The organism is Atlanticothrix silvestris CENA357 (assembly GCF_016056295.1).
Taxonomy (GTDB): domain Bacteria; phylum Cyanobacteriota; class Cyanobacteriia; order Cyanobacteriales; family Nostocaceae; genus Atlanticothrix; species Atlanticothrix silvestris.
Genome location: NZ_JAECZB010000049.1, coordinates 115,072 through 129,124, shown reverse-complemented (window position 1 = coordinate 129,124; position 14,053 = coordinate 115,072). Strand labels below are relative to the sequence as shown.

At 37.9% G+C, this 14,053-nt stretch carries 9 protein-coding genes and 1 pseudogene; 6 read left to right on the top strand and 4 right to left on the bottom strand.

Going from position 1 to position 14,053, the window contains the following annotated elements:
• The first annotated feature begins 517 nt into the window (after positions 1–517).
• Positions 518–1,219: a DUF6875 domain-containing protein gene (locus I8751_RS16285; RefSeq protein WP_214440185.1), complete on the top strand. Its 702-nt coding sequence runs from the start codon at positions 518–520 to the stop codon at positions 1,217–1,219.
• 332 nt (positions 1,220–1,551) lie between these two features.
• Positions 1,552–2,217: a peptide-methionine (S)-S-oxide reductase MsrA gene (msrA, locus tag I8751_RS16280; RefSeq protein ID WP_214440184.1), complete on the top strand. Its 666-nt coding sequence runs from the start codon at positions 1,552–1,554 to the stop codon at positions 2,215–2,217.
• 36 nt (positions 2,218–2,253) lie between these two features.
• Here msrA and I8751_RS16275 read toward each other — a convergent pair whose 3' ends face one another.
• The 3 genes from I8751_RS16275 to I8751_RS16265 all read right to left on the bottom strand — a co-directional run bounded on the left by I8751_RS16275 (position 2,254) and on the right by I8751_RS16265 (position 5,883).
• Positions 2,254–3,426, bottom strand: coding sequence for a serine/threonine protein kinase (locus I8751_RS16275; protein WP_214440183.1), 1,173 nt, complete (start codon positions 3,424–3,426; stop codon positions 2,254–2,256).
• A 167-nt stretch (positions 3,427–3,593) separates the two neighbouring features.
• Positions 3,594–4,055, bottom strand: coding sequence for a hypothetical protein (locus I8751_RS16270; RefSeq protein WP_214440182.1), 462 nt, complete (start codon positions 4,053–4,055; stop codon positions 3,594–3,596).
• Positions 4,056–4,188: 133 nt separating this feature from the next.
• A complete protein-coding gene (locus I8751_RS16265; protein WP_214440244.1) occupies positions 4,189–5,883 on the bottom strand; it encodes an iron uptake porin in 1,695 nt (564 codons plus the stop codon).
• A 226-nt stretch (positions 5,884–6,109) separates the two neighbouring features.
• Here I8751_RS16265 and I8751_RS16260 point away from each other — a divergent pair, with 226 nt between their 5' ends.
• Positions 6,110–7,537, top strand: a complete 1,428-nt coding sequence (locus tag I8751_RS16260) for a hypothetical protein (protein ID WP_214440181.1) — start codon at positions 6,110–6,112, stop codon at positions 7,535–7,537.
• 305 nt (positions 7,538–7,842) lie between these two features.
• On the opposite strand, the gene I8751_RS16255 is transcribed toward I8751_RS16260, so the two are convergent.
• Positions 7,843–8,577, bottom strand: a complete 735-nt coding sequence (locus I8751_RS16255) for a DUF1995 family protein (RefSeq protein WP_214440180.1) — start codon at positions 8,575–8,577, stop codon at positions 7,843–7,845.
• 1,855 nt (positions 8,578–10,432) lie between these two features.
• On the opposite strand from I8751_RS16255, the pseudogene I8751_RS30440 reads away from it, so the two are divergent.
• The 3 genes and pseudogenes from I8751_RS30440 to I8751_RS16245 form a co-directional block, all read left to right on the top strand.
• A pseudogene (locus I8751_RS30440) lies at positions 10,433–11,698 on the top strand (PAS domain-containing protein); the annotation flags it as partial.
• A 75-nt stretch (positions 11,699–11,773) separates the two neighbouring features.
• Positions 11,774–12,364, top strand: a complete 591-nt coding sequence (locus tag I8751_RS30435) for a sensor histidine kinase (protein WP_404800432.1) — start codon at positions 11,774–11,776, stop codon at positions 12,362–12,364.
• Positions 12,365–12,384: 20 nt separating this feature from the next.
• Entirely contained in the window at positions 12,385–13,911 is a 1,527-nt protein-coding gene (locus tag I8751_RS16245) for a hybrid sensor histidine kinase/response regulator (RefSeq protein WP_214440178.1), read from the top strand.
• Positions 13,912–14,053: the final 142 nt, after the last annotated feature.

Below are 14,053 nucleotides of genomic sequence, written 5' to 3'. Positions count from 1 at the left end.
TAAAAGTGATGTTGAATCTCTATTAAAACTTTATAATATTTCTAAGTACTTATACATAAACTTCATATTTTATTCATTAAATAAAGTTAAAAATAAACGGTAGGGCTAAAACCTTACTTTAAAAAAACATGACGAATCTGTATCGCAGTAAAGACCAGAATAGTTGCAATCACTCCACCCTATTAGTTTCTTTAATTTTTCCTAAAAAATAAATCCAACGGTCTTATAGAATATATCCGATGAATGGATTAACTTTTGAGGACTCCATAGTGTCTTACAAAAGCTTGCCTTTCATGCCGTAGCATCAGCAGAACTTAGAAGCAAGAATTTTAGTAAATAAAGATAGTAAGTACTGAGTATTACATCTTTATTCATTGTGATTGATACCAAAAAAATGAACAGTTTGTAATCAAGAAACTTTTTATTACCTTGGTAATGATTAGTTTAATGTTGATTATGCTTATGAGAATAATTTTCAATTGAAAATTACAAAATTCAATGTACTTATCCTTAGCATATGCAACTATACACATTTACTGAAATTGAGCAAACCCAGCAAGATATTCCCTACTTGCTTGAAGTTATGGAGTGGGTTAAAAGTTTTTTAGCAAAGCATCATCGTAATTTAGGAAGGCCAGGCCCAGTTTGTCCATTCGTACCTCAAGCTCTCAAATCAAATAGCATTCAAATGGCGGTTATTCGTGGAAATAATTTGCATTTCCATGAATTAGAAGAGATTGTGAGACGTTATGGAGATATCTTTATTAAGTCAGGTACAGAATACAAGGAATTAGATATATATAGAGCCTTCTTGCTTATTTTTCCTGATGTTCATATAAATGAAAATTTTCAATTAATTGATAGTATTCAGCAAAAACTTAAACCATTATTTGTTGAATCAGGATTAATGCTAGGAGAATTTCACAGGAATAATCAAAGTTCAGGTCTGCACAACCCAAACTTTCGTCCATTGCGTAGCCCTATTCCATTACTGGCCATTCGTTTCATGGTTGAATCTGATCTTCCTTTTCTTCAGAATCCAGATGATGATCCTTACTTACGTATTAAATATCTCGAAGCTTATTTAAAGCGTTTTGCTCATACTTCTACAGACCAAACAAAGTTAGAGGCTGCTTATCAAGCATTAGCTTTAGCTAAAGAACAAATTCAAGCTCCTCAATTAGTAGATTTATCTAGCACAGTGCAGCTAGGGTGTTAGAAAAACCAAATTTTTGCGTCTCTACATGGGGTGTAAAGTATCACAAAGTAAAAAATTTAGCTGAGTTCTTCAGCATTGAGACATTGGTGGCTAGCTAAGTAGGTCGGCGTAAATAATTATTGTTGGGATAAGGCAGGGAGCAGGGAGCAGGGGAGCAGGGGGAGAAAGAGTTTGAGCCTTATTTACTTTTATTCACACAGTTTGGTTTTATTGCACTGACTTACTTAAAACAAATCTTCCAGCTCGTTTGGTTTCAATAGCGATCGCCTGATTCTTTACAATACAATATTAAGTAAGGTAAAGATGTTTATGAGAAACCAGAGTTAGAATCAATGGCACTATTTGGATTTGGCAAAAAGTCGGTTATGCCCACTCCTGAAGAAGCTTTGTCAGGAAGAACACAGCCTATACCCGTAAGCGATCATCACTACGTTAACAAGAATCAACTCAAACCTCCTTATCCTGAAGGATTGGAAAAAGCATTGTTTGGTTTGGGTTGTTTTTGGGGTGCAGAACGGAAATTTTGGCAACTAAAAGGAGTTTACACAACCGCAGTGGGTTATGCTGCTGGTTATACGCCTAATCCTACCTATGAAGAAGTATGTAGCGGCAGAACTGGTCACAATGAAGTGGTTTTGGTTGTATTCGATCCCAAAGTGATTAGTTATTCTGAACTACTCAAGATTTTTTGGGAAAGTCACAACCCTACCCAAGGAATGCGTCAAGGTAATGACACTGGAACCCAATACCGTTCAGGAATTTATGTGTATTCTGAAACTCAAAAGCAGCTAGCAGAAGCATCAAAAGACGCTTATCAGCAAGCTCTCAATGGTGCAGGTTACGGAAAAATTACCACAGAAATCCTAGATGCACCTGAGTTTTACTATGCAGAAGCCTACCATCAGCAGTATCTAGCCAAAAACCCCAACGGCTACTGCGGGTTAGGAGGGACTAATGTTTCTTGTCCTGTGGGCGTAGTGGAATCGCCAGTAAATTAATAGATAAGGAGCAGGGGAGTTGCTCCTCCTGTCTCCTTAAAATACACTTTTTAATACAGCGATCGCCCCGATCCACAACATAATACTAATAGGCGCACCAATTAAAACACCAGTGATCGCCCAGCCTCTTTGATGAGCTTTAAATTGTTCAATACTGCGCCACTGTCTACTTTTCCAAGCCCATTCGTTGCCTTTTGCACCCATAGCGATCGCCATTACCCAACCAATTTGGGGCACAAAACAAAACAATCCTAACCAAACTTGATTTGTCCACAACCACAACCAAGGTAGTAAAAACGCTCCCCAATTCCATCCCTGAATTTCATCAGGTACTACCTCATGGTAATTATTAATTCCACAACCAGAATTGTTAATGATTTTCTTACTTTTAGATTTGACAGCAAGACCGGATTTCAGCACATCTAAAGCTTGACGGGCGCTAATGAAACGTTGTTCTGGCGCAGGTTCTATCAACTTTTGCAGCCATAAGGCAAAACTGGGACTCAAATTAACTCGTTCAGCAAATTGCAATCGCAAATCTTGCTGGGGTAATTCAGCAGGGGGAATACCAGTTAACAAATGAATCAAAGTTGCTCCTAGAGCATAAAGATCAGATGCTGGAACCGCCCGACCGCCAAATTGTTCCATTGGTGCGTAACCATAAGTACCCACGACGGTAAATGTAACACCCTCTTTAGCAGCCTTATCTTGAACTGCACCAAAATCTACTAAATGAATCCGATTATCTTCACCCCATATTAAATTGCTCGGTTTAATATCCCGATGTAATACACCAGGATTCATCTCATGTAAATACATGAGAATATTTAAAATCTCAGCAGCAATCTTCTTAACTTGCTTTTCAGTAAATCTTTTGCCAACAGCAAGTCTTTCCTTCAGCGATTCACCAGGAATATATTCTTGTACCAAGCCGAACCAGAGTGTACGGTCATCGATACAAAAATAATCAAAATACCGAGGAATGCGGGGATGGTTTAGCTGTTTGAGAATCTGCGCTTCTCGTTCAAAGAGTTTCAGGTCATCCCACTGTACAGTACCGCCAAAGGCCAAGAGTTTGACCACAACTAACGATTTCTCGGCATTAGATGCTTGTAAATCTTTTGCTAGCCAAGTTTGACGAATTCCATTATTGCCGAGTTGGCTTTGGATTTGATAACGGTCTTGTAAGATCTGTTCTGTTTGCAGCATCAGACACCTGCTGGCAATTTACGCTAAGGTGATTCCCTTATATTCAGGATAATCACTATTTAAAGAAGTTGGGGAGACAACAAGATAAGGGAAAGTTGCTATTTTGTCTCCTCACTCCCATAGCATTTGGATAAGGCGTTAGTACAAAACCCTAATTTCGCTTGATATTACTGCCATTTTTCATTTAATCTTTGTTGCTGTTGTCTGAGTCTATCTTGTTGTTGTCTAAATTGTTCCTGCTGCTGCTGTTGTTGTATTCTGAGTTGATCTTGCTGGTATCGAAACCTCAATTCATCTTGTTGTCTAAATTGTTCCTGCTGCTGTTGTTGTTGTAGTCTGAGTTGATCTTGCTGGGATCTAAATTGTTGCCACAATTGTTGAGGTTGTTGTTTTAATTCATTCTGGCGTTGGCTCCATTGCTGTTGTTGTCTTCTGAGTTCTTCTCGTCGTTGTTCTTGCTGCTGTTGTCTTCTGAGTTCTTCTCGTTGTTGTTCTTGCTGCTGTTGTATTATTTGCTCTTGGTTTTGAGAAATTGTCTTTACGATTTCTGCCGACGCAGGATAATTAATTAGCGATGCTGTTGTCAGTATGAAGAGTGACAGCCCTGATTTAACTATCAATGAAAACATATATTTTTCTTGTGGATTGCTACTTCTAATGTAATTTAACGTTGAAATTACTTAAGTGGCATCACTTAATAGGGTGATTTAGCAATACCAATTTTCAATAAAAAATAACTAGTATTTACACAAGGTAAGACTATTAAAAAGTAAAGCTACTTCTTAAAATGCCAACAGTCACAGAGTCATTATCTGGTGTGTGCTTTGGTTCCAGAATGTGAATTATACCTGGTGTAATGCTGATATTATCTGTTAGCTGGAAGCGGTAGAATGCTTCGATTTGCGTCGTTGTGCCCGGTTGTCCTCCTGCACGTCCTAAACCAGTATTGATAAAATCTGGGATGTTACTACCCACAGGTAAGTTACTACTTGTGATTTTAGGAGGTTGTCCGATATAAATTCCGCCCAGATTACCTTTAGCAAACAAATCAGGAAAATTCAGAAATACCATGTAATTTGTCGTTTCTACATTTCCCGATCGCCCAGGAATATAGGATTTAGTATAACCACCCCATGCACCTAATGTAATGCGGGGCGAAACTTGCCAATTAACAGTAGCGCCGATAGCATTAGTTTGTAGAGGTTGTGATTGACCAGTGCTACTATCAACCACGGTCAAACATTCATCACCGACAAAGTTGAGTAAACAACCGTCAGAAGAATAATTATTGACATAATACAAACTTAAATCAACAGCATCAGTGGGTGTTAACAACAATTGCAGGCCCGTAGTAGTATTTCCATCAAACAACCCACTACGTTGACCAGGATTACCAGGATTATAACTAGAATAAATCGCCTGTAAACTGGCACGTTTGGCGAATTGCCAATCTACAGCAATGCCACCATGTCCGTAACCTATATTTAAAATCGGGTTTCTTTGGGCAAAATAAGATAATGGCCCTGTAGCAGCGCTTTCTACTCTATTGGGCCCACGGAAAGCATACGGCATACTTACACCTTCTGTTCCTACCATTACTGCTAAGTTATCAGTGACTAACCAATGGAAATTAAGGTCACTGATGATCCAGTTGTCGGTAGGAAATTCGTAGCCAAGTAAAACGTCATTGCGAGAAACGCGATCGCGTGTAACATCATTATTGTCAAATCTAGGGGTAGTAGCACCTTTACCAGTTAACAGACCTGTGAACAAGTAACTACGAGGGCTAAATTGACTAGTTAAATACAGTTGGGTTAAAGATATGACATTAGCGTTTGTACCCCCATCATCTGTATCTTTAATGCCATCTCTAGGATTAACATCACCACGATTGCCTGTTCGTTCTTGAACACCAACTATTACCAATCCGTTGAGTTTAGTTGTGGCTGAGAATTGATTAGCTGCAATTTCGGCAGTACGGGTTTCTAAACTATCAACTCGACCCCGCAAAGTCTTCAATTCAGCAGCAAACTCTGTCTGTAATTTTTGTAAAGTTGCTAAATCTGCGCGGGTAACTAAATCACTCGTACCTGTGGCGATTAATTCATTGACTCTATCTAAGCAAGCATTTACACCTGCGGCAAATTCATACCTAGTCAAAGAGCGATTACCGCGATATTTTTCGTCTGGATAACCCGCAATACAGCCGTAGCGTTCCACTAAAGACTGGATTGCTTGGAATGCCCAGTCGGTGGGTTGTACATCTTTAAGTTGGGAAACCGATGTGACTTGTGCCATCGGCTCGGTATTTTCTAATGAGAACTGATCTGCATCAGAAGATACGGGGAAAGAGGGAGAAGCTTCTATACTCTGATCGGCTTCAGTTTCCCTGTAATCCTGCGCCATTGCTTTTTGTGCTACTCCGTTAAATCCCACAACTAGTAGCCATGCAAACATCCAGACTTTGCCACTATTACGCCTAGCCAGTTTAGTTGTCAACTTTTTACACTCTACTCCCACACTTAAGCAATGAGTGTATTCACAATCATTTAGTAATGACATGGGCAAATTTACCGAGTTTGTACCCAATTAAACTGAAAAACTTCTAGGCAACATTTCAAAGCGCGAGTATAAAAGAAAAACAACAAGCACAAATTTAACCACCTAATTGGCTGAGAATAACATGGCACATCGCCCGCGCAAGCTGACGGCAAAATCTCCTAAACCAAATCAGCCTTATGCAGATGCAACTCAAGATATCCCTCCAAAACCTCCAGATAATAAGCAGCGAGGCGGTTGGTTGTCATCAACTTTAGCGATCGCAATTTTGTTTAGTAGTGCTGGGTTAGTTATAGTTTTTACCTGGATTAGTATTGTTCTCATCTGGAATCCAGAACAAGCAGGCTGGGTGAATAAATTTTTACCAGCTTGGGCGCAAATTCCTTTAGATAATAACGAACCTCCCCAAACTCTTCCACAAATTCAAAATCAACTGAGTCAACAAAAACGCATAGCTGGGGAAACCCTAGCTTTGGATGAGGGAGACAATTCGTTTTTATTGCCAGTTTTTCAGCAGCGCCCCAATTGTCAGTCTAATTGTCGAGAAATTGCGGAACTGAGGATTTATCAGCGTTCACAAGACTCAAAGTTGCGATCGCAGCCAGAAAAATACTATCGCTTAGCGACTCAATTCCCTGTAACTGGGCTAGAAGAATTCTTGGAAGACAGTACAGCAGAACGCCAAGATGCCAACGCTCCTCTATCTTTAAGTGAAGTGAAACGCTTTGAAAAGGATGCACCATCACCAGGGGTTTGGTTTTATTTGCGAGGTCAGCGTCAACAAGGAACGAATGCGAACGCTTATGGTTACATTGTGTATTACAATCCAGTCCGCACTAACCTACAACAGATGTTGACCTGGAAAAGTCCTAGCGGACAAATACCCAAATGGCAAGAGGTAACTGGTGGTGGTGCAAAAGAATTAGTTATTGATCAAACTGTAGGTTTAGAACCGCAGTTGCAGGTTTACCAAGTCAAATCTGTGAAGTTGTATCTCAACCCTATTCAACTAGAAGCAATTGACCTCAAACCCCCAGCCTTCAAAAATCCTGCGTACCAAAATGCCTTGTTAATTGCCCGTAATGGATTGTGGACACCTGCTTTTGAGTGGTTGCAATTCATCCAGAAACAACACAAAAAGACTTTACCAGCAACAGCAAAAGCCCAAATTGATGTGATTCGCTTACATTCCCAACTTACTAAAACCCAAGCAGCAAAAATTTGGGCCAGTCCTAGTCAACAAGTGCTAGCAGAGTTAATTGATGGTCGCTGGGGAAAAGCTTTAAAGGTATTTGAAGCATCACCGCAGAATGTACAGGAAATTGCCACTTTACTCAAAGCAGATAAAGGTAGATTGTGGAATCGCACAGTTGCAGCGTTGCAAGTTAACCCGGATAGACCAGAGGTGCAAGCTTGGGGGGCATTAATTTTCGCAGTTCAGCAAGGAGAAGGACGTGCTAATTCTTGGTTAAAGACACAACCAAAAATTAGCAAAGCTACCCTTACCTACATTCAAGGTCTGTTAAAACGACTTAATGCAGACGCTGTGTAATTCGTAATTCGTACCTCGGCTTCGCTCGGCAACCTAATTCGTAATTCGTAATTAAGAAAGCCAGACTGACTCTAGGTTTACAGGTTTTAATCTGTTGCTGGATTTTAGAGAATTGGTATAAGAGGATGTTTGTAGAATCTCATTAAACTTCTCGCAAAAGCCCAAATTTATGAATAATTAAACGCCGATAAAAACTACTTATGCAAGAGGTCTACTTACTAATTGCCTGGGCGAATTATATTCGCCCAATGTTTTTAAAACGTGTTAAGGCAACAGACGCGATAAATCGCCGTCTCTACAAAGTACTAATTACTTAATGCTTTGAAGAACCGTTGCAAACTTTTGAACATATTGGGCTTTTTCGGCGGTGTAGCATCTGTGGTTGTTTGGGTTTGTCCCTTTGAGAGTATTAAATCCAACTCATCGCCGGATGGTTTTTTAGGTAATTCGGCAATTTTTTGATAATTCCCGTTAGTTTCTACCCATATTTCCCACTGTCTGGGATAGCAGCGTAAGATGGCAGTTTGGTCATCTACAGGGCGCAAATAATAGCAGGATTCAATGGTACTGATGAAACGCTGGCGGGTTTGCCTGGCTGTATAACCAATACCCACAACTCCAGCATCTTCAAGGCGGGGGTTTAACATTACTAAAGGGCGATCGCCTATCATTTCACATAGCTTTTCGATTTGAGGGACTTCTATGGAAGTAGGGTTAATGAATAAGAAAATTTCATCTTCTGGCTGAATTTTCGACTGTAGAGAAGCAGCCCTACCTGTACCGATATCCAAAATTTTAAATGCCGCATCTGCCCAATCACGACGGGCTAAGGCAGCACCACCAGCATCAGCAAAGAAAATTTTCAGGCGAGACTCGTATTCTGCAAACAGTGGCAGAAAATCTTCTGCTACTAGCAAGGGTTTTAGTTCGGGAAACACGAACTCAACTTGTAAGCGGGTATAGCCATCTGCAAGGGCAGCTTGGGTGGCTAAGCGTGACTGGGCGATCGCCTCTTCAAGACTGTTGGGAATTTCACTCATATTCTGTATGTGACTTTAGCATCTATATCCTATTGTTTCAGCAATGAGTATTCCAAGTTCTAAAAGTGCGATCGCGCATCTGCGATAGACTAAACCAAAAGTAAAGAACCCCACAACTTGCGTGTAGCAGTTTCGTCTTTAGCTTCAGTGTAACGCCAATAATTTTACGAGCTTTAGCATTGATGGCTGAGTAAGTAGGGTGGCGTAAATAATTAAAAGTTTGCAGTTAGCACCGTGAGTTTAGTCTTGCGATGAATACTACTTACTATAAAAAAAGGTTTGGTTGACGACCAAACCTAGATAATTGCTGTGCTTAACAACGTACTACATTAATGTAAACCTACTTTTTTTAAAGTTCATCTTCCTTTGGTATATGTCTAAATATTTTGGATAATAAATTGAGCTTAATAAAAAAATATTAATATTAATATATATTTCCTCAAAATGGCGTTTCAAAAAAAAGAAGACCCTGGCTTTTTACCAGGGTGCATACACGTTTTTCAGGCATTAACAAATAAAATTATAACTACTATAAAAATAGATTTACCCTACCTATCGAAGGAGAAAATACAATGTTTTCTATAGGACTTGTAGCAAATTCAAAAAATATTATTATGCTTAGTAAAGCTTTACACTATAATGTTTGACAAGATCAATTTGAATTGAATTAGAATATGTTTTCTATTAGTTTTTTTATAAAAAAGTTATTGATTTTTAGCAAAAAAATATGTGAGTTAAATTATTTTTTTTATAAAAGAGGCTTGGATTATCGCCAAGCCTATAAATACCAAGAGGTTACCATATCTAAATACTTTAATCCTACTCTTACTTTAGTTCATCTATCTAAAGTAGCATTAAAATGTTATTAAATTTGATATGGAGCTATACAAATGCTTTGATAAAAAGTATTTGTATGTCATAGAAATAGCCTATATATACTATAGTAAATTATATTAATTTTATTCATAGACTGCAAATAGCAATTTGGTATTCTTGATTTCTATATTCATATAAATAAATTTAAGTAAAATTATACATCTTAAAAAAGACTTGGTTTGCCACCAAGTCTTAAGTAGAAGTAGAATCTATCAAAACAATTTAGCGATTTTAAGTTAAGTTATTCATCCTCCAATAGGATGAGGTGAAAAAATACATAAAGGAATAATGCATATTTAGCCATGAAAAAGGTTTAGCTGAATGCTAAACCTCCATAGAAAGCAGTTATTCGACACACCAGAATTAATGTAGTTTTACTTTTGGTTTAGGTCATCTTTCTAGAGGATGTGTCCAATTAATCTGTAATATGATATGGCATCTTTCCGATAAATTCTGTAGATATTTAAAGCTCAATGATAGTTGTTAAAATTTAAAACGCCATAGCTTAAAAAAGTGTTTTTGAGTGGCAAATTGGCTAGATTTTTGTGCTAACTGCAAGTATCTATAGCAGTCTGCTTTGTAGTTTATAAACTTATTAAAAAATCCTGCTCAAGGAAACAATGAATAACATAGTTTTCATCCCATTGTCAAAATTTTTACTCCGGAATAGCATTTTATAGGTAAAATATGACTGTTAATTAGTTATTTTTGTTATATGAAGTAATAATTAGCACAGAATAATTACGGCTAGGCAAAAGCAAGCATTAGGATAAATTAATAACAATAAATATTGCGTTATCAAGTTAATAAGCTGATTAATAACTTAAAAAAGTATTAAAGTATAAGAGATTATGTATCTTCTATAAAAGTCTGGCGGCAAGCTAGGCTGGAGATCTCTTGCTTTGTATCTGGAGTTCAAGTGAAAATTGTAAAAAGGTTCTATGACGCAATTGTTACATAATTTTTTTTTAGCCAGTTTATTCCTCATGGACATTGCTACCTCTGGAAGCCGGAATTAGTGGGGTTGCATATCGTTTCCGATTTGCTAATTGCAATAGCCTATTATTCAATTCCAGTGATGTTGGTCTATTTTGTCCGTCAACGAAGAGATGTGCCTTTCGACTGGATTTTTCTCATGTTTGGCTCATTTATCGTTGCTTGTGGTACAACGCATTTGCTGGAAGTGTGGACGCTTTGGCATCCGACCTATTGGCTATCAGGATTAATTAAAGCTATCACTGCTTTTGTTTCTATATATACAGCTCTAGAACTAGTGTCATTAATTCCTCAGGCACTTGCTCTACCTAGTCCTGCACAATTAGAGACTGCAAACTACCAATTAGCAAAGGAAGTTGCTGAACGAAAAAGAACTGAGGAGATACTGAGAGAAACTGAACAACGTTGGCAATTAGCTTTACGCGGTAATAATGATGGTATTTGGGATTGGAACCTTAAAACTAATGAAGTGTTCTTCTCAGCTCGTTGGAAGCAGATGCTCGGTTATGAAGAGCAGGAAATTTCTAATCATTTAGATGAAAGGGTAAAACGAGTGCATCCAGATGATCTCGACTGCGTGACAAAAGCAGTTGCAGATCACTTTGTTAAAACTACACCATTTTACATTAACGAGCATCGAGTTTTATGTAAAGACGGTTCTTATAAGTGGATTTTGGATCGGGGTCAAGCGTTGTGGGATGAGAATGGTAAAGTTGTGCGGATGGTAGGCTCACATACTGATATTACTGAACACAAGCAAGCAGAAGAAGCCTTAAGCAGCCTACTCAACCAATTAGAAACCATAGTTGAGCAACGAACCGCAGAATTGACCAAAATCAACGAATCCCTAGAGGCTGAAATTATTCATCGTCAGCAAATAGAAGAAGCATTGCGGGAAAGTGAACAGCGTTTTCGCGCCACATTTCATCAAGCTGCTGTTGGTATTGCCCATGTGGAAACAAATGGACGTTGGTCATTAGTTAACCAGAGACTTTGCGATATTGTTGGTTACACACCCCGCGAATTACAATTGCGAACTTTCCAAGATATTACTCATCCAGATGATCTGGATGCCGATTTGAAATACGTTGAGCAGATGTTAACGGGTGATATTCAAACTTACTCTATGGAAAAACGCTATTTCCGTAAAGACGGTTCTATTGTTTGGATTAATCTAACTGCGTCTTTGGTGCGAGAAGTTTCTGGTTTACCTAAATATTTTATTGCTGTTATTGAAGATATTAGCGAAAGACAAGCTGCACTACGCGATCGCCAGCTATCACAAGAGCGTCTCCAAGCTTCTCTTTTAGAAAAAGAAGTACTTTTGAAGGAAATTTATCATCGTGTAAAAAACAATTTACAGGTTATTTCTAGTCTACTCAGTTTACAATCTGAGTATATTAAAGACAAACAAGATGTGGAAATATTTCAAAAAAGCCAGCAGCGGATTGCATCAATGGCTTTGATTCACGAAAAAATGTATCGTTCAACAGATTTAGCAAGAATTAATTTTGGTGAATATGTTCAAGATTTGGTAGCAAGTTTATGTACTTCATACGAATTAAATGAGGATGCGATCGCTCTAATTTTCAATATCGATGAGCATATTTTGCTAGGCTTAGATACAGCACTTCCCTGCGGTTTAATTATCCATGAACTTGTTTCTAATGCATTGAAATATGCATTTCCAGAAGGTAAGAAAGGCGAAATAAAAATTGAAATATTGGAATATCCTAACAAGCAAATTTTACTTAATATTAGTGATAATGGTATTGGCTTACCACCAAATTTCAATTTTAATAATACAGCTTCATTAGGTTGGCAGCTAGTAGACGCTTTAGCGACCCAAATTGACGGAGGTATAAATATTAAAAATGAGAAGGGAGTAGAGTTTCAAATTCTATTTTCTGTATAAAAAATATTTAGGAATAAAAGATGATAAATGCCAAAATTTTAGTTGTAGAAGATGAAGCTATTGTAGCTAAAGATTTAGGAAATCGGCTCAAAAAATTTGGTCATATAGTTACTGCGATCGCTTCTTCAGGACAAGAAGCAATTAATAAGGCACTAGAATTTAGTCCAGATTTAGTGCTGATGGACATTAGGTTAAAGGGTCAAATTGATGGTGTGGAGGCTGCTCAAGAGATTCGTAAGCATTTGGATATACCTATAATTTATCTAACTGCTTATGCTGATGACCATACTTTAGAGAGAGCAAAAATTACAGATCCCTTTGGCTATTTACTCAAACCTTTCAAAGAAAGAGAATTACAAACTAATATTGAAATAGCATTAACAAAACATCAACTAGAAAGGCAATTGAAATCTAGCCAAAAATGGTTGGCTACACTGCTTAAAAGTATCAGTGATGGTGTGATTGCTAGTGATGTCCAAGAATCAATAACTTTTATGAATCCCGTGGCAGAGAATTTGACAGGATGGAAGCAAGAAGAAGCTTACGGCAAAAGCTCTTCAGAAGTATTCAATATTGCCAATGCAAAAACTCGTAATTATATCGAAAGCCCTATAAAAAAAGTCTTACGAGATGGTCATGTTTTTAGATTACCCGAAGAAACTATTTTGATTTCTAAAATTGGAGCAGAAATACCAATTGATGACAGTGCTGCACCAATTAAAGACGATCAAGATAATATCACGGGTGCAGTATTGATATTTCGAGACATTACTGAGAGAAAAAAAGCTATTGAAGCTCGTCAAAAGCAAATTGAACAAGAGCAACTTGTAATGCAATTAGAAGCAGTGAATCAACTTAAAAATGAATTTTTAAATTTAGCTTCCCACGAAATGCGATCGCCTCTCAGTAATATGAAGATGATCATTCAAATGTTAAAACTTTCGCCTGAACCAGAGGAAGGGCAGCGTTATCTAGAGCTTTTAGAAGCCGAGTGCGATCGCGAAATGGAACTAATTAATGATTTACTAGACTTACAACGGCTGGAAACTTTATCTGATCTACTGATTAACCCTGATGTTTTATTCTTGCAACAATTATTCCCTTGGGTGATTGAGCCATTTCAAGTCCGTTTTCAAGAATATCAACAAACTCTACAACTTAATCTCCCCTCAGATTTGCCATCGCTGTTTTCAGACCGCACAAGCTTGGAACGAATATTGACAGAATTGCTCCATAATGCAAGTAAATATACTCCTATTGGTGGTGAAATTATCTTAAGTGTGTATCACAACTCTTGTGAAGCGCCTCCATCAACCATCATTACTATTAGCAATTCAGTAGAAATTCCAGCAGCAGGATTACCGCGAATTTTTGAGAAATTTTATCGTATTCCTAATGCAGACCTCAGAAAACAAGGTGGTACAGGCTTGGGGCTAGCGATAGTAAAGAAGTTGGTCGAACAATTGCAAGGAAGTATTCAAGTAGAAAGTAGTGAGGGATGGACGACGTTTACCCTCAAGTTAAGTGATTTAACTAATTCGCCGTAAACGTAACTTTGTATGGGCTATCACCTATGTATATTGCATTGATGAGAAGCGATCGCTTTCATCTTGAATGCTGGATAAACTTTCAACTTCATCATATTATGCAAAATAAGAATTCAAATTATGCAGTAATTGCATTTTGAGG